This window comes from Actinotignum urinale DSM 15805, from assembly GCF_000420445.1.
Lineage (GTDB): Bacteria > Actinomycetota > Actinomycetes > Actinomycetales > Actinomycetaceae > Actinotignum > Actinotignum urinale.
Map to the genome: position 1 here is coordinate 108,342 of NZ_ATUY01000003.1, position 17,328 is coordinate 125,669.

The 17,328-nt window shown below is 51.8% G+C and carries 13 protein-coding genes; 5 read left to right on the forward strand and 8 right to left on the reverse strand.

What is annotated here, in order from left to right; translation table 11 throughout:
• Nucleotides 1-35 precede the first annotated feature (35 nt).
• The 3 genes from G445_RS0103495 to G445_RS0103505 all read right to left on the reverse strand — a co-directional run bounded on the left by G445_RS0103495 (nucleotide 36) and on the right by G445_RS0103505 (nucleotide 4,427).
• On the reverse strand, nucleotides 36-2,759 hold the full coding sequence (locus G445_RS0103495) for a heavy metal translocating P-type ATPase (protein WP_022866182.1): 2,724 nt from the start codon (nucleotides 2,757-2,759) through the stop codon (nucleotides 36-38).
• Nucleotides 2,760-3,029: 270 nt separating this feature from the next.
• Nucleotides 3,030-3,263, reverse strand: a complete 234-nt coding sequence (locus G445_RS0103500; RefSeq protein WP_022866183.1) for a heavy-metal-associated domain-containing protein — start codon at nucleotides 3,261-3,263, stop codon at nucleotides 3,030-3,032.
• Nucleotides 3,264-3,668: 405 nt separating this feature from the next.
• Nucleotides 3,669-4,427, reverse strand: a complete 759-nt coding sequence (locus tag G445_RS0103505; protein ID WP_022866184.1) for a DedA family protein — start codon at nucleotides 4,425-4,427, stop codon at nucleotides 3,669-3,671.
• Nucleotides 4,428-4,837: 410 nt separating this feature from the next.
• Here G445_RS0103505 and G445_RS09540 point away from each other — a divergent pair, with 410 nt between their 5' ends.
• Both G445_RS09540 and G445_RS0103515 read left to right on the forward strand, forming a co-directional pair.
• Nucleotides 4,838-5,125 (forward strand): AbrB/MazE/SpoVT family DNA-binding domain-containing protein, encoded by a 288-nt coding sequence (locus G445_RS09540; protein ID WP_022866185.1) that lies wholly within the window; start codon nucleotides 4,838-4,840, stop codon nucleotides 5,123-5,125.
• A 9-nt stretch (nucleotides 5,126-5,134) separates the two neighbouring features.
• Nucleotides 5,135-5,533: a PIN domain-containing protein gene (locus tag G445_RS0103515; protein ID WP_022866186.1), complete on the forward strand. Its 399-nt coding sequence runs from the start codon at nucleotides 5,135-5,137 to the stop codon at nucleotides 5,531-5,533.
• A 6-nt stretch (nucleotides 5,534-5,539) separates the two neighbouring features.
• Here the strand turns inward: G445_RS0103515 and purB are convergent, their stop codons facing one another.
• Both purB and G445_RS10785 read right to left on the reverse strand, forming a co-directional pair.
• Nucleotides 5,540-6,964: an adenylosuccinate lyase gene (purB, locus tag G445_RS0103520; RefSeq protein ID WP_022866187.1), complete on the reverse strand. Its 1,425-nt coding sequence runs from the start codon at nucleotides 6,962-6,964 to the stop codon at nucleotides 5,540-5,542.
• A 374-nt stretch (nucleotides 6,965-7,338) separates the two neighbouring features.
• Entirely contained in the window at nucleotides 7,339-10,362 is a 3,024-nt protein-coding gene (locus G445_RS10785) for a coiled-coil domain-containing protein (RefSeq protein WP_022866188.1), read from the reverse strand.
• Nucleotides 10,363-10,754: 392 nt separating this feature from the next.
• Here G445_RS10785 and G445_RS0103530 point away from each other — a divergent pair, with 392 nt between their 5' ends.
• From G445_RS0103530 to G445_RS0103540, 3 genes are all read left to right on the forward strand, one after another.
• Nucleotides 10,755-11,570 carry a transporter substrate-binding domain-containing protein gene (locus tag G445_RS0103530; protein ID WP_022866189.1) on the forward strand — a complete coding sequence of 272 codons (816 nt, stop codon included), beginning with the start codon at nucleotides 10,755-10,757 and terminating at the stop codon, nucleotides 11,568-11,570.
• 126 nt (nucleotides 11,571-11,696) lie between these two features.
• The gene (locus tag G445_RS0103535) at nucleotides 11,697-12,365 is read left to right on the forward strand and encodes an amino acid ABC transporter permease (protein WP_022866190.1); all 669 of its coding nucleotides are present in this window, start codon (nucleotides 11,697-11,699) and stop codon (nucleotides 12,363-12,365) included.
• A 144-nt stretch (nucleotides 12,366-12,509) separates the two neighbouring features.
• Nucleotides 12,510-13,274 (forward strand): amino acid ABC transporter ATP-binding protein, encoded by a 765-nt coding sequence (locus tag G445_RS0103540; RefSeq protein WP_026420923.1) that lies wholly within the window; start codon nucleotides 12,510-12,512, stop codon nucleotides 13,272-13,274.
• A 279-nt stretch (nucleotides 13,275-13,553) separates the two neighbouring features.
• Here G445_RS0103540 and G445_RS0103545 read toward each other — a convergent pair whose 3' ends face one another.
• The 3 genes from G445_RS0103545 to G445_RS10790 all read right to left on the reverse strand — a co-directional run bounded on the left by G445_RS0103545 (nucleotide 13,554) and on the right by G445_RS10790 (nucleotide 17,210).
• Nucleotides 13,554-14,489, reverse strand: coding sequence for an HAD family hydrolase (locus tag G445_RS0103545; RefSeq protein WP_022866192.1), 936 nt, complete (start codon nucleotides 14,487-14,489; stop codon nucleotides 13,554-13,556).
• Between the two features lie 278 nt (nucleotides 14,490-14,767).
• Nucleotides 14,768-16,039, reverse strand: coding sequence for a serine--tRNA ligase (gene serS / locus G445_RS0103550; protein WP_022866193.1), 1,272 nt, complete (start codon nucleotides 16,037-16,039; stop codon nucleotides 14,768-14,770).
• A gap of 4 nt (nucleotides 16,040-16,043) precedes the next feature.
• Entirely contained in the window at nucleotides 16,044-17,210 is a 1,167-nt protein-coding gene (locus tag G445_RS10790) for a phosphotransferase (RefSeq protein WP_211210501.1), read from the reverse strand.
• Nucleotides 17,211-17,328 lie beyond the last annotated feature (118 nt).

The following is a 17,328-nucleotide window of genomic DNA, read 5'->3' on the forward strand; positions in this document are numbered from 1 at the left end:
TCCCGCACGGAGTTGATTTGTTGTGGAGTGCGTCTTTAGGCTCGGCGCAGGCGCAGGGAGTTCAGCACCACAATCACGGAGCTGGACGCCATGGCTGCGGCTGCTAAGCCGGGAAGCACGATTCCTGCAACGGCCGCCGGAATGGCAACCGCATTGTAGGCAAAAGCCCAGCCGAGATTTTCGCGGATAACTCGCAAGGTGCGTGAAGAGAGACGTAGCGCCGAAGGTACCATCGCTACGTCGGAATTCACCACAACAATATCGGACGTGGCTTTCGCGACATCCGTCCCGCTCCCCATAGCAATAGACAAATCAGCACGCGCAAGAGCGGCTGCATCGTTCACGCCGTCGCCAACCATCGCAACGTGGCGATTTTCGGCCTGAAGCTCCGCAACAATACGCTCCTTGTCCTCCGGCAAGACGTGTGCGTGAACTCGCGCAATACCAAGCTCTCGAGCAACAGCCTCCGTCGCCGGCGCGTTATCCCCGGACGCCAACACAGGCTCGATTCCCATGTCTTTCAGGGCTTTAATGACGTCCGCAGAATTTGTGCGAACCGTGTCTCTAACACCGATAACGCCAAGCGCCACACCATTTTCTTCTACGACGACGACACTCATACCTCGATGGGCAAGATTATCTGAAGCCTTCTCGGTATCACCGAGTTCGACCCCGCGTTCCTTCATCCAGGCAATGTTGCCCATAGAGATTGGGGCGGGCGCAGCTTGCGTGGGTTGAGCGTTGTGCGCGGGTTGCGTTTCTTGTGTTTCTAGTGCGTCCGGCGTGTTGTTCGAGGTTTGCGCGGAAAGATTCACCGTGTTGTTGGATGTGGCAGTGGCGTCGGAATTCATCGTACCTACGCCCTTGATACCGCGACCCGCGACGTTTTCAAAATTTGCGACAACAACGGGTGTGATGCCACGTTCCTTGGCGCTCGCGGTAATTGCGCGCGCGATCGGGTGTTCGGAATGGGATTCCAGCCCGGCGGCAACCGCAAGGAGGCGGATTTCCTTCTCGTTTTCTAGCGAAACGGGGTGATTTTCTGACCGGGTTTCTTTTGAGTCGGCACTATTTTCTTGACGGGTTTCTTCCGAATCGGCACCATGTTTTAAGCTGTGCGCGGTAATAATTTCGTGAACCGCCATTTTTGCGGTGGTGAGCGTTCCGGTTTTATCCAGAACAATCGTGTTGACCTTGTGGGCAGATTCCAAAATATCCGGTCCATGAATCAGAGCGCCCTTTTGAGCCGCGCGCCCGGAACCAACCATGAGTGCCACAGGAGTCGCAAGGCCGAGAGCGCAGGGGCAGGCGACAACAAGAATCGTCATCGCTGTCGTGAGGGAAAGTTCAACGCTGTGTCCCAAAAACATGCGCACAATGAAGGTGAGCACCGCAATAGTAATCACCGCGGGCACGAACACCGAAGAAATTTTATCCGCGAGTTTTTGTGCGGGGGCTTTCACACTTTGGGCGTGCTGAAGGGCGCGACCCATCTGCGCAAGGGTTGTATCCTTGCCGACGCGAGTTGCGCGAATATGAAGGGATCCGGAGATGTTAATCGTAGCGCCCGTAACTTCCGCGCCTTCCGAGGCGTCAATAGGGGCAGACTCGCCGGTGAGCATGGATGCGTCAACCGCGCTATGCCCTTCCACAACAACGCCGTCAGTGGGGATGGATTCGCCGGGTTTTGCCGTGAAAATATCGCCACGCTGGATTGCCGAGGCGGGAACGATTTCGTCCACGCGGGTTCCGTTCGCGAGCTGAACACGGTGTGCGGAGGTTGCGCCCAAAGTGAGGAGTGCGCGCAGTGCGCTACCCGCATTGTACGTGGAACGCACTTCCATCCAGCGTCCGAGGAGCAGGAACGTCACAATCATCGCTGCGGTTTCCCAATGCAGATGCGGTGCCATGGCGTGTGCTATGTTTGCCACATGTGTATTAGCTGAACTTGCCTCGTCTGCTAGGTCTGAGATGTGCGCGTCTGCCATGCTCCCCGCGCCGGAACCCGCCACGCTACCCAGCGAATGCATCCCGCTCATAGTCATACGGTAATCTGCCGATCCCGCGCCTCCCCAAAAAATCGCCCAAATGGACCACAGCATAGCCGCGATAACACCCATAGAAATTAACGTGTCCATTGTTGTGGATCGGTGGCGCAACGACCGCGCCGCGCTAATATGGAACGGCCACGCACACCAGGTCGCAACCGGAATCGCGAGCGCACCCGCAATCCACTGCCAGTAGTCAAACTGAAGCGCCGGAACCATAGACATTGCGACAATCGGGACGGACAACACAAGAGACACATAGAATCGACGACGAATGTCGCGCGTTCTGCGCGTTTCTGCGTCAGAATTATCTACGCCGTCACTCACGGTTGCGTTGTTTGCGGAATACTTCGCGCAAGCCTTCGCGGAATCTTCCGCTGTGTCCAGCACGGAATTTTCGGCCACATCTTTCACGGAGTCCTCTGCCGTGCTCGATTCGAAGGCGGTTAAAGACGCTGTGTCGTCGTACCCACGCGGGTAAATCACGCGCGCCTTGTAGCCTGCGCGTTCAACGGCGTCAATATACGCCGTTTCGTCCAAAGGCGCGCCCTCGCCCAATTTCACTAATGCAGTATTCGTGGCGAGATTGACGGACGCGGTCACGCCTGGGAGTTTGCCGAGTTTTTTCTCCACGCGGTTCACGCAGGAAGCGCAGGTCATGCCGTCAATTGCCAGTTGGATTTCTGTTAAATGGGATGCGTCTTGTTTCATGAAAGTATTCTGTTGCGTTATATGGAATGTGGTATTCGGTGCGAAGAAAAACGTTATGTATGTGGTAGGCGACTGATTGCGTGTGGCGACGCATCCCGTAGGGGCAGGTGCGTGCCGGATGTGTCTGGTGCGCTACAGGTTTGCAGGTGTGCCAGGTGTGCAATATGAGTGCCAGATGCTACAGGGCGTGCCATGTGTGTGCAGTCGAGTAGGTGAAGTAATGTTTCGCGATGTTATGAGTTACGGCAGATGCGCGACGGGCGCGGATCCTTAGTGACGTTCAATTGTTGTGACGACGTAACCACCAGCATCGTCGACGGTTTCGCGCAAGGTATCGTCGTCCACATCGGTGTCTACCGTGACGACGGCGGAAGATTCTCCGCCCTTGACGAGGGTAACCTCGGTTTTTTCAACTCCGGGAAGGGCTTCGAGTTCTTCGGTGACGTGGTTAATGCAGTGTTCGCAACTCATTCCAGTGATTTTCAGCGATATTGTGTTGGCCACGATTCTCCCTAACTCTTAAAAATATACGTAAGGTGCGCTACGTGTATGCGCAAGTCGCGCGGTGTATCGCAAGGTGCGCAATAGTTCTATGTACGTTTGTGTACGTGTGCGTGTTGCGTGTACGCGCGAGGTGAACCTCGCAAAATGCGTAGCGTGAGTTAGGCGTATAGCGCCCGGACTCATGTGTTATAACGGTTTCGCGGGTTTTTTATTCCGTGCGGATGCGGGATAGGGCGTTGCGCATATGGGGCACGTGTGGGAGCGTTGAAATTCCTAGCGCGAAATCTTTATGCTTTCTTCGCACGTCGCGCGAAATCCGGTTAGTACGCCTTTGCGCATCGCACCAAATCCGGTTAGCCCGCTTTTATACGTCGTGCGAAACTGTGGCTAGTGGGTGGTAAGTGCCTACTTTGTGTCCGCTACGCCCGCGGTGTCCGTAGCTTCCGCAATGTCCCCCGCCCCGTTTTTCTTTGCGCGGCGATTCCTCACGACGCGGAAAATAATCCACAAAAGGACGACGAGGACGCACATGGCGATAACAATCTTGGAGAAAACATCCACATACCAGCCGACAATATCCCACTTTGCACCCAGGTAATATCCGGCGCCGATGAGGAAGGAGTTCCAGATCGCAGAACCGATGGTGGTAAGGATGGTGAATTTAAGGAAAGGCATGCGGGTAACTCCCGCGGGAAGTGAGATCAGAGAGCGGAAAATCGGCACCATCCTGCCGAAAAATACCGTCCATGTTCCGTGTTTATCGAACCATTTTTCGGTTTTATCCACATCGGATTGTTTTGTGAGGGGGAGCCAGAGGAGAATTTTGCGGGTGCGTTCGCGGCCGAGCCACGCGCCCATGCCGTACAGCACCCATGCGCCTATGAGGGAGCCTGCCGTCGTCCAGAGAAGAGCACCGATAAGTGTCATATTCGACGCGGGATTAGCAGCGGTGAAGCCCGCAAGCGGAAGAATAATTTCAGAAGGCAGTGGCGGGAAAATGTTTTCCAGGGCGATGAGGAAAGCTGCGCCCGCACCCCCAATATGGTCCATAATGCTTGTTACCCAGGCCGCGAGTCCCTCCATGTTCTGGGAGCCGTTGGCTTGCGCGTCGGCTTGCGCGAGGAAAATATTTGCATGAAAAGCTAGTAAGTTAAGGATGTTCACGGATCTCCTAGCGTTGTGACTCGCCGCGTGTTGTTACGCTCAAACGAGGGGGTTGTTCTCGCGTGGGTTCGGCTTCACCCATTACGCACAACAAAGCGATCGCTAAAGAACGAGTCGTCGCCGTGGGGTTTGGCTTCACCGTTAGGGCCATTATGAGGTGGGGAGACGTTCTCCGTGGCACCTGTTTCGTAGTGTTGTATCGACGACGAAAAAGCGCTGGTGTTACATCTCCGCAACCAAAATGACCATATAAGGACATTCGCATTCTAGGGAGATTACCACGGATGGGTTGTGAGGGCGCGCTCAATGTGACCTGTTTCGCGAGTTGGGCTTGCGGAATGGAGGGTTTAACGTACTTTACTTAAGTAATGGCTTTGCATTAAAATAATGAATTTCGTTATATTAGTTACATGAACACCGTTTCCATTACTTCACAAGGTCAAGTCACTATACCTGTTGCGGTTCGTCGTGCTTGGGGGATTGAGAATGCGGATAAATTGCAAGCTCATTATGACGAAGAAACAAAAACACTTGCGTTGCGGCCTTACTCGTCGTTTGATGAAGTGATTCAGACACTTTCCTCGTTTTCGCCTAAAAAAGATAGAGAGTTTTTGGCAGACGTCAGCGACTTCTATGAGACTCATAGAGCGGCCGACGTGGGGGGAGTGCTGGACGAGTCTATTGACGGTAAAAGTTAAGGAATTCTTGTGTCCTATTCTTATATCGCTATTGATACGAACATTCTTCTGAGATTTATTTTGCAACACGATAATCCTCAGACTTCAACCGTGAATTCACTTTTCCAAGAGGCGACGACGCTTGTTATTCCCGATCAGGCGCTTATTGAGGTCTGCTTTGTTCTGTCAAGACATTATGGCTACTCGCGCAAGGGAGTTGCAACGGTGTTGGGTGCTGTTACATCCATGCAACACGTGGTATGCGAATATGATGTATTAGAAAATTCGCTTGGTTTGTGGATGAAGTTCCCGAAGCTGAGTTTTGAGGATTGTTGGATGGTTTATTCGTGCGAGAAAAAAGGTATTGAACTTTTAACTCTAGATAAAAAATTAGCCAATCAAGCGCCGTCAGCGAAACTATTGGTTTAGCTTGGATCAATTGAGGTAGTCCACGAGTTGGGTGGCGAGCCCGGTGTAGGTTGCGGGGGTGAGCGCGAGGAGGCGCGCCTCAACATCTTGTGGCAACCCCAGTTCGCGAATGAAATCGCGCATATCTTCGCCGGTCACTTTGCGCCCGCGCGTGAGCTCCTTCAAGCGCTCATACGGATCAGCCAAGCCCTTCACGCCAGCCAGCCCGAGCGCGCGCATTGCCTGCTGGATGGGTTCGCCCAAAACTTCCCACTCGTTATCTAAATCTGCGCGGAGCTTTGCCGGGTTGGGATCCACGCCGCTAAGGCCGCGAATGAGATTATTCAGCGCGAGGAGCGAGTGCCCGAAAGCTACGCCAATATTTCGTTTCGTGGAAGAATCCGTGAGATCGCGCTGCATACGCGAGGTCACTAAGGTTTGGGCAAGCTCCCCGAACAGCGCAGAGCTTATCTCGAAATTTGCCTCCGCGTTCTCGAACCGAATCGGGTTCACCTTATGTGGCATGGTAGAAGATCCCGTAGAACCCTGTGCCGCCAAATTCTGATGGAAATAATCCAAAGAAATATACGTCCACATGTCCGTGGCAAGATTGTGTGCAATGCGGTTGGCATGCTGAATATCTGCGAAAAGATCCGCCATCCAGTCCGCGGGCTCGATTTGTGTGGTGAGCGGATTCCACGTTAGCCCCAAATGTTCGACGAATCCGCGCGACAGCGCGGGCCAGTTTGCGCCTGGAACGGATACTTCGTGGGCGCCGAACGTGCCCGTAGCGCCCGAGAATTTAGCAAGGTACTCGGTTTTTTCAATTCGCGCGATTTGGCGGTGGAGGCGGTGGGCGAAAACGGCGATTTCTTTGCCGACCGTTGTGGGGGTTGCTGGTTGGCCGTGAGTGTGGGCGAGCATGGGAAGATCTGCGTTTTCGCCGCCGAGGGAAGCGAGTTTCTCATACAATTTTTTGGCTTCCGGAAGCCAGGCAGTGTTCGTTGCTTCCTTAATGGCGAGCGCCCAGGCGATATTGTTAATATCTTCGGATGTGCAGAAAATATGCGCCATTTCTTTCAATCCAGGTAGCGCACTTTCCGGGTTTTCTTTGCCCGCAACGTCCATACGAGCCTTGAGATAGTACTCGATTGCCTTCACATCGTGCCGTGTTTCGGCTTCAATACCTGCCAGTTCCGCAATATCTTCATGCCCGAAATGTTCGACGAGATCACGTAAATACGTGGTATCGGTATTTGTGAGTGGCTCGACTCCCTGCAAAACGCCACTGTTCGCAAGGTAAATAATCCATTCAATTTCAACATGCAGACGGTAACGGTTAAGGGCCGCTTCGGAAAGATAGTTCACAAGCTGGGCGGTTGCTTCGCGGTAGCGTGAATCAAGAGGGGAGAGAAGGATAGGAGAGGAAGATGCGGCGGATAAATCAATCATGTTCGTACTCGTTCCCGGCAATCGTGGTTGTCCTTCTAGTGATGTGTATGGCGAGGCGTAAACCCAGGAGGCTCATAGCTTCTCCCCATCCTTATGTCAACGATACCAGGTGTGGTGGGTACTCCCGATATTCACTATTAAGCATACGGGTTGTGGCCACAAAAAATCCTGGAAACACTTTTTCTGTGGATAATATACGACGAAGGGCGGGCTGTGGATAACATGGCCTGGTAGCCACAAGGGCATGTTTGTTACTTGCCAGATGCGTCGTTGATGAATGTATATGTAAAAAGTGCGCGGGTTGTATAGATAAGTTGCGGGGGCGTATCGAACTGTGTGCGATACGCCCCCGGTAGATTACTTACGAGTTTCTGTTAGTTATTGATTGCCCTGCGGCCACGGCGTGCCACAGCTACGCCTGCAAGAATGAGAGCGATGCTTGCGGCCCCGGCGGTTGTCATATCAACACCGGTGTTCACAAGCGTTGCCTTCTTGTTACCAGAACGCTTATTAGCCTGAGCAAGTTTCTCTTTTTGCGCATCCTTAGCCTTCTGGGCGACTTCGTCAGCTGCCTTCTTCTTCGCCAAAAGATCCTGGTAGACCTTCATTGCCGCAACAGCCTTAGCACGTGCCTCAGTAGCTGCCTGCTTCAAGGGAGCTACTTTAGCGAGAGCCTCAGCTGCCTCAGCATAGGCCACCTTTACGGTAGCAAGTTCAGGTTCTTCCATACCAGCCCCGGTAGCAGGATTAGCGGCCTCCCACTTTGCTTTGAGAGCTTCGGCTACTTGAGCTGCTTGGCTGGCGGCCTGTTCAGCAGCAACTGCTGTAGCTAGAGCATTATCTGCTTCAATCTTTGCTGCATCGGCTGCTTGAGCTTTCGCTATAGCGGTAGTGAGAGCATCAAGCTTCGCCTTATCTGCTTCATAGGCATCATTCTTAGCCTTTTCATCGGCTGCGAGTGGAACCAACGCATCCTCAGCAGCTTGTTGCTCTTGAGTGGCTTGAACGGAAGCGCTATTGGTTTCTTGCGCCTTTGTTTCAGCCGGCCCTACGGCAGCGTTTGCAGTATCGGCTTCTGTTTGAGCACTAGCTTTCTCAGCGTTCCTCGCATCAAGAGCATCACCCTTAGCCTTGGCATCCTCGCGAGCATCAGCCAAAGCCGTACCACTTTCTGTGGCTGCTAATTCGCTATCGGCCTGAGCTTTTTCAGTTTCCGCATCCCTAACAGCCTGCTCACCAGCGGTGACCGCATTATCTTTAGAAGTCTTATCGTTTTCCGCTTGCGTAACAGCAGTATCAGCAACGCTTACTGCCTGATCTTTTTCTTCCTTAGCTGTAGTAAGGCGCTGGACTTCCTGCTCTTTAGCCGTTAGGCGCCGGGTAGCATCATCAACAGCCGCCTGTTTTGCAGTAACGTCTGCATCTTTAGCATCACGTGTTGTTTTCGCATCCTGAACTGCTTGCTTGGCGTTATCAAGAGCCGTTTTTGCGGTATTTTCCTGCGTTACGGCTTCTTCTTTTTGAGCCTTCAGCGTAGCAAGCTCAGTGTTAGCGGCATCAATCTTTTCCTGAATCTTCGCCGGGTCAATGCTATCAATATAAGCGTTGAGCTTGGCCTCAAATTCTTCGACAGAATAGAGGGTTTCGTTCGCAATCTCATTTTTATCGAAATCAAAAGCGAACGTATTAATGTGACAGCGGTCATATCCTACGGCGCCACCATTTGTTACGGCATATCCGGTAGCTAAGGTTTCCCTCTTATTATAAGCCCCGTTGAAGTTAGGCCTATCCGTCATCGTCATATAATGTCCGATTACTCCGCCATTCTGGGTCTCGTAGTTCTTCTTTTCTCCGGTATACCAGCCAGTGAAGGGTCCGTCTATGCGATCAGTTACATGGTTTTCGTGTCCAATATGTCCGTTTTCATTAACCCAGTCATTAGCAGGCCCCCAGCTTGCATTTTCAAGGAAGGGGTTACTGGAGCGGTGGCCTAACTTATTCTTTGAAAAATTGGCGCTTAATTCTGCTTCCGCCATAAGAACAGGGGAAACCTTCAATATGGTGAGACCATCCTTGGCGCGGATTTCATTGAGAGCTTTCATCCACTGGATGGTTTTCTTCACGTTGGCTAGATTTGCCGGGTCGTTGGAATCTGCAGGATTAAGAGAGGTATCTGCCGGAACATTCTTCAACGCATTGACAGCATCCGTGGCACCAATGCTTTCGAAGAATCCGATGCTGCCCTTATCGTATTGGGTTTTAGCTGTTGCTTTATCCTGGGTGAGCTTCGTAATTTCAGCTTCCTTGGCGGTAACGGCGTTAGTTTTATTTTGAGTATTCGCCTTGGCGTTATCGTAAGCTGTTTGAAGTTCGGCAACCTTGTTTTCAGCGGCCACCACAGCTTGATCTGCTTCCGTTTTCGCGTTCTGCGCTGTTGTTAAAGCTTGCTGTGCGTTGGCCTTTTCAGTATCCAGAGCTGTCTTTTCATTCTGAGCTGTTTGAAGAGCCTGAGCGGCAGCTGTAGCTTCTTGAACCTTTGCTTCCTTAGCGGCTTTTGCGTTCTCAAGATTACGTTGAGCAGCACTCGCTTCACTCTTAGCGGCTTCCAGTGCCTGTTTCTTTTCGGCTACTTTCTGTTCAGCAGCCTTAACTTTATCTTGCGCATTCTTCACCGCTTCACTCGAGTTAGCTTCAAGATTGCGGACCTTTTCATCTGCCGCATCTTTCGCGGCCTGTGCCTGGCTAACAGCAGTATTCGCGGCCGCTAACTTCTGATCAGCAGCAGTTTTATCAGCATTTGCCTTATCGAGAGCCGCCTGAGCATCATCGGCTGCCTTCTTCTTTTCTGTAGCAACAGCTGTTTTTGTTTCTACCTCTTTACGTGCCACATCGGCTTTAGCTTTAGCTTCATCAGCATCCTGCTTAGCCTTATCGACTTTCCCCTGGTCGATACCGCTAGCAGCTGTTTCAGCTTCACTCTTCGCCTTATCGGCCGCTTCTTTCGCAGTGGCTGCTTGCGTAGCCTTAGCTTCAGCAACCGTTTTCGCATCTACAGCGTTATCATGGGCTGTTTTCTTTGCTTCAGCATCATCAACAGCTGCTTTCTTGCCATCATTAAACGCCTTATCGGCAGCAGCTTTCTTCTCCTGAGCGGTTTTTTCCGCATCCTGAGCTTGTTTTTCCGCTATCTTAGCATCCTGTTCCGTTTCCTCTGCTTCCTTAGCGGCCTGCTCAAGAGTGATAGAAGCATCCGGTTCTTCTGCCGGTTTTTCAGGAACTACAGGAGTGCGGGGGGGGGTAGCAGAATCCTCAGGATTCGCAACAGCAAACGAGGGTACCAACATGCCAGCAGCAACAGTGGCCGCGCCAACAGCCACAAAAGACTTACGAATGGACATATTTCTATCCTTCCAGAAGTGGATACCTCGACCGTTAAGCCGAAATATATTCGATACAAATTTTCCCGAGGCGAGGCACTGCCGTCACACCTACGCGAAAGACACATCTTTTAGTCTATCAGAAATAATTTTTTCCACATACCCCTTTTGTCCCATATATCACTTTGTTATAATTTCGTAACCTTAAATTAAAAAGCGTTAAAACTGCGGAAAATAGAGGGCGAATTAAACAAAAGTTGCCTTTATGCAAATGAATGTTTGAACGTATCATATTGTGGACAATTCGATAAGGCGTTTGAATGTGCATTGGTACGGTATTTTCTATGACGGCACATAAGCCAACGTCGTCGATAAAAATATAAAACACTATTTATAGAAAGAGAGGAACCACCATGAAAAAGGTGCTAGCTCTAATATCCGGGCTTTTCATGATTTTCGCACTCACAGGATGTGGTAGCCACGGCACAAGTGGTTCCAAAGATGCCGATGGGGCAAAAGGAAAAGGCGGAACGCTGACCGTCGGCTTCGATGCCGGATTCCCGCCCTTCGGTTTCAAAGACGACGCAACAGGCGAATATAAAGGCTTCGACCTTGATGCAGCAAAAGAAGTTGCCAAGCGTGCAGGCCTCAAATATGGCGAAAAGGCCATTAATTGGGACTCAAAAGATGCAGAACTCAACTCGGGACAGATTGACTGCATCTGGAACGGTTTTACAATGACCGGACGCGAAGATAACTACACCTTCTCCAAGGCATACGGAAACGATCCCATTATCTATCTCGTTAAAGCCGGTAGCGGAATCAAAGACGTAGCAGACCTTAAAGATAAGCGAGCCCTCGTTCAAGCCGATTCCTCAGGACTCCAAGCTCTCAAATCTCCCGAAGCAAAGAACGTGACAGACTCCTTCAAGTCTCTCCAAGAAGTACCCGATTATATGGTTGCTTTCCAAAATCTTGAGTCCGGCGCAGCCGACGTTATTGTCATCGATAAGACAGCCGCGAAGGACATTATGAAGAAGCGTGGAGCAGACAAGTACGAAATTCTTAAAGAGCCACTCAAGAACCTCCAGTACGGAATCGGGTTCAAGAAAGGCAACACCGAACTTCGTGACAAGGTACAAAAAGCACTCGATGAGATGAAGAAAGACGGAACTCTCAAGAAACTCGCTGAAAAGTGGGATATTGCAGACGTTGTCATTCTTGACTAATACATCAACGTGACGGGTGTGTCGGAAAATAAGGAACTGTTTTCCGGCACACCCGCATTACGTCGCCCCTCTACCGTTCCCCACAAATCAAACAGAACTTTACATCCGCGCCTCTAAAGGTTCACTATGTCAACAACTTCAGCAACACTCACAAATATTCTTTACCAACTCGCCTGGGCCTCCCTCTACTCGCTCCTAATTTTCTTTATAACCCTCGCAATCTCCATCCCCTTGGGGTTGCTGGTGTATAGCGGACGAGCAAGCAAATTCCTACCCATCGCATGGATTACACAGTTCTACATTTCCGTTATGCGTGGAACGCCACTCATGCTCCAGCTCATGATGGTGTACTTCGGCCCCTACTATATTTTCGGCATGCAAATCAGCCAAGAATACCAGTTCTACGCCGTCATTATCGCCTTTGGAATCAACTACGCCGCGTACTTTGCCGAAATATACCGTGGCGGATTCCAATCCATACCCCAAGGGCAGCGTGAAGCGGCCTTCGTTCTCGGCTATTCCAAGCGACGCACCTTCTACACCATCGAACTGCCACAAATGTTCAGGCGCGTATTGCCGTCGATTACCAACGAAGTCATCACCCTCGTAAAAGACACCTCCCTCGCATTCGTTCTGGGATACACGGAAATGTTCACGGTGGCTAAGCAGTTAGCGGCTTCCCAGGCATCCATGATTCCCTACGCCTGCGCCGCGGCGTTCTATTACGTCTTTAACCTTATAGTGACCGTTATTATGGGCATTGTCGAAAAACGTTTAAGCCTCTACTCGATTTAAGGAAGCACATATACGACGGTGGTGAAGGCACCACAAACAATGAAAACAATGAAAACGACACCGGGTTACGTCGCCCGGCAAGCGAACAAACTTACATAAACTTACACATTCAACACAACACACGTAACAGACAGTGGGACAGAAATGCCAGCTTTAGAAATACGCGAGATGAAGAAAGCCTTTGGGGGCAACCAGGTCCTCAAGGGTGTGTCACTAACGGTTGAGGAAGGCGAAGTCGTCGCGATTTTGGGGCCATCCGGTTCGGGAAAATCCACCCTCCTTCGATGCGCAACCTTCCTAGAAACCATGGATCACGGAGAAATACTGTACTTCGGGAAAACCGCGTTGAAAAAAGAATACGGTTTGAAAGTAAATAAGGAAAACGAACAAGATTTCCGCCACGATTTCGGCCTCGTTTTCCAAAACTTCAACCTTTTCCCGCACTGGACGGTTATGCGCAACCTCATGGATTCCCCGGTGAAGGTGCAAAAACGCAACGAACAAGAGGTGCGCGAACATTGCAAAGATTTGTTGCGAAGCATGGGATTGCTGGACAAGGCAAACTCGTACCCCAGTGAACTTTCGGGAGGGCAGCAGCAACGTGTGGCGATTGCCCGCGCTCTGGCACGTAACCCCAAAATGCTCTACTTCGACGAACCAACCTCCGCGCTGGATCCCGAACTCACCGGCGAAATACTCCAGATTATTAGAAGTTTGGCAGATGACAATATGACAATGGTTATCGTCACCCACGAAATGGATTTCGCGGCAGAAGTTGCTGACCGTGCACTGTTTGTGGACAACGGAGTCGTTATCGAAGAAGGCGACGCGAAAGAACTCATTTTGCGCCCCACGGAAGAACGCACCAAGCGTTTCCTCCAAAAACTCCAGGGCAAAAATAGGCCTTAAGTTTGCGCACAGATAGCGTGGACAGTCATCTTAGCGGTAATGCCATTTCTCGTTTGAAACTACTTGCTTTCTACGGAAGGCTTCATTGGGAGTGTTTTGAAAACCAGTTCGGAAGTCCGGATTGTAGAATTATTGTCCCTTCAAAAAGAAGAAGGCACAACGTTCAGCTCACGGCTATTGCGAATATTCTTCTTCCTCCCATGGCACACATTAAGGCATGCTATAAGGGGAAAAACGAGATAGCGCATCTCTCAAAGCCTCGTTACTTTTGATTTTCGTCTAGGCCTCAAGCATGGCTTCGAGCAAAAGGGCGACGCCGTTCTCGTCGAATGGCGCGGTGCTAACGCGGGCTGCGTTACGTACATAGGGTTCTGCCTGCCCCATAGCAACCCCGAGGTTAGCCCAGGACAACATGTCCACATCGTTTCCGCCATCCCCAACAGCGACGGTTGCCGAAGGGGAAATCCCCAACTCGTCGCGAAGATTTTCCACGGCGGTTGCTTTTGTGACGCCTTCCTTACCTATGTCCACCCACCCTGAACCAGTGGACGAGGATGTTGCCCACTCCACGCCCGGTAAATCCAGAGCCCCGAGGTGCCGTCGTACAACAGTTGCGGGCATATCTGGCGTAATCATCACAAGACGTAATGCGTCGTCGATAATAAGCTTCTCTAAATCTTTTCTCACGTATGGTGGCGCTAAATAGCCGTCCGGGAAAGAGGGGCATAAAATGCGCGGGCCTTCAATGGGTTCCACGGCGAAAAGGGCGTTAGGAAGATGTGCTCCGATTTTAATAACGGCGCCACGCAACGCCTCCGGATCCATGGTGTGAATATTAAAAATCCTGTGTCGGGTAACGAGCCCGTGGTCGGTTTCCGTGAGTACTGTGCGTGGCTGGATGCCCGGGATGGTGGCGTTTCCAGTAAGGACGGTTTGGTTTCCGTTAGAGCACACCATCACGGTGTCTGTGATGCCGAGTTTGCCCACAATCGGTGCCACGCTTTGCCTTCCGCGCCCGGTTGCGATAATCATGTGTGTTCCCGCATCCAAGTGTGCCTGGTAGGCTTCGTGGACGCGGGCGGTGATGGAGTTGTTGTGGCCGAGGATTGTTCCGTCCAGGTCGAGGGCGATGAGGAGCTCGTTTCCGGCGCGCGGTATGCCGGTTTCGCGAATTGCGTTATCGAGCTGTGCACGTATGGCACGTACGTTACTCAATGTTCCTCCACTTCCCTTGATGGTACGGTGTTGGTTCGACGATTGTGCTGCGTCGCTTTCCGTGGCGTTATAACGTTAGTACTGTGGCTGTACGATTTTTGGTACTGAGCCACTTTCCTTGACGTTATAACGTTAGTACGACGACGGTACGGCGTATGTTGTTGTCTCGTTTTGTTTACCTCACTGTTGAGGATTGTGAGCGCATGAATTGCGGTTTTACGTCAACATACCCGGCAGTTACGGTATATCCCATCAGTTAGGGTTTCGTGACAACGCAATTAGTTGAGGGGTTCCAGGATTTCTTTGCCACCGAGGTAGGGACGCAGAGCCTTGGGAACGTAAACGCTTCCGTCTTTTTGCTGGTGGTTTTCAAAAATGGCGACGAGCCAGCGCGTGGTTGCGAGGGTTCCGTTGAGTGTTGCGAGTGTGCGGGTGCGCCCATCGACACGTTCGCGAATATTGAGGCGACGCGCCTGGTATGTGGTGCAGTTGGAGGTGGATGTGACTTCCATGTAGCGGTTTTGGGTGGGGAGCCATGCTTCGCAATCGAATTTTCGTGCCGCGCTTGATCCTAGATCGCCGGCTGCCGTGTCAATAATACGGTAGGGAAGCTCCACTTTTGCCAACATTTCGCGTTCCATGGCGAGTAGCTGGAGGTGTTCTTCTTCTGCCAGTTCGATTGGGCAGTAGCTGAACATTTCGACCTTGTTGAATTGGTGGACTCGAATGATTCCGCGCGTATCTTTGCCGTAGCTCCCGGCTTCGCGCCTGTAGCAGCTGGACCAACCGGCGTAGCGTAGGGGTTTGCCGCCAAGGTCTAAAATTTCGTCTTTGTGGTATCCGGCGAGGGAAACTTCGGATGTTCCCACAAGATACTGATCGTCGGCGTTTAAGTAGTAGATTTCGTCGGAATGTTCACCCAGGAATCCGGTGCCGTCCATAATGCTGGGGTTCACGATGGTTGGGGTCATCATGAGGTTGAATCCGTGTTCTACGGCTTGGGCTGCGGCCATATTGAGGAGGGCGAGTTCGAGCTGTGCGCCCACACCCTTCATGAAATAGAAGCGGGAACCGGAGACTTTTGCCCCACGATCCATGTCGATTGCACCCAGGCCTTCAGCAATATCGAGGTGATCTTTGGGTTCGAAACCTTCGGCCGCGAAATCGCGTGGGTTGCCAACGTGCTCGCGGACCACAAAATCTTCTTCGCCACCCGCGGGGACGCCGTCCAACACAATGTTTTGGATCAGTTTGTTTGCTTTCGTGTAGGCCTCTTCGGCTTCCGTCATCTTTGAATCGAGAGCCTTGACCTGTTCGGCAAGTTCTTTGGCGTGGGCGAGAACTGCCGGGCGTTCCTCCGGGCTTGCCTTACCAACGGAACGAGAAACTTCTTTTTGCTCTGCTCGGGCAGATTCATATGCCTGCAGGGTTTCGCGACGAATTTCGTCGGCCGCGAGGAGGGCATCTACTGTTTCTGGGTCGTTTCCGCGACGACGCTGGGATTCACGGACAATTTCCGGGTTTTCACGAACAAAGCGAATATCAAGCATGGTACTAAGAATACCTTCCTATCCCGAGTTCCTCCATGTATTTTAACGCCGTGTAACACATTTGGATGCCAATCTCGGCAAATTCTTCATTGTATCCGCGAGTGGTGGCGTACCAAAATGTCCCTAATCCGTCCGCGAGCCTCCCAATCCACCAGCTTTCCACGGCGTGTTCGGGTGTTGCGAGAACGTTCTGTGCCGAGTTAGCGGTTTTGTTATTGTGTGCGTTTTGCGATTCCCCAATTTTTTGTTCGACGACGGAGGTGGTGCGCGGATCGCCCCCGTAACCTTCAACAAACGCTGCTTCAAGTTCGGGGTGGCTTATAAACTGCCCGGCAGCTAGGCGCGCGAAATCTGTGCTTGGCGGGCGCCAGCCGAAACGTCCGAAATCAATAATTTTGAGGCACCCCTCGTTTCGGTGCGCTTTGCTTTGGCATCCCTCGCTTTGTAGCGCCTCGCTTTGGTACCCCTTGCTTTGGTGCGCCGGGGTTTCCCGTGTTTCTGGGTGTGGTGGCGTCTCGCAGTTTTCGGGGTGGGTTTCTGTATAGACCCCTTGTTTTCCGTGGTGTGAGGCCTTGTCCCACAACCAGTTTCGTGGCTGGTAGTCCCCGTGAGTGGGAACGATTTTGGTTGGTTGTGGCGTGAAGTTTTCCAGATAGAAACGTGCGGCTTGCTCAATATCGCGGGGTAGTGGCGAAGCGCCGGGCGGAATTTCTGTGAGTCTGTTTAAGGTTCGCAGGCGTAGTGCGTGTTCGTATCCCTTATCTATTCGCGATTCGGTGTTATGAAATATACGCAGTAGGCGCCCGGCTTCCCGATAAATGCCCGGATCCCATTCGCGCGGTGTTCCTTCGACGAGTTCTCCGGAAAGATGCGTCATGATGGCAACATGTGCGGATTTATTTGAACAAAGGAGCTGCGGGGCGCGGCCGATAGCGCTGAGTGGCCGTGTGTAGGTGGGGTGTGCTCGCAGTTCGCGTTCTATGGGGTAGGCGTAGTTCGCTCCCACTTTCACGGTAAATAATTGATCCGTGTACCGCACCCGCAAAACGGTTGCTTCCCGAATATCCCACGAGGTATCCGCCTCCACAATCGGATGCGAGGTAGCGCGCGGTGAAGCGTCTCTCAGTCCTTCAAAATAATCCGATACAACGCGAGCTTGGTCGCCGCGCATAAGGGGTGAAAAAATGGGCGCGAAACTTCCGTTTTCCGCTATGTTACTCAACGTCGCCTTCACTCTGCGTCCCTTTTTTACATGTCAACAATATTTCAACGCGCTATTCTCTGAGCCT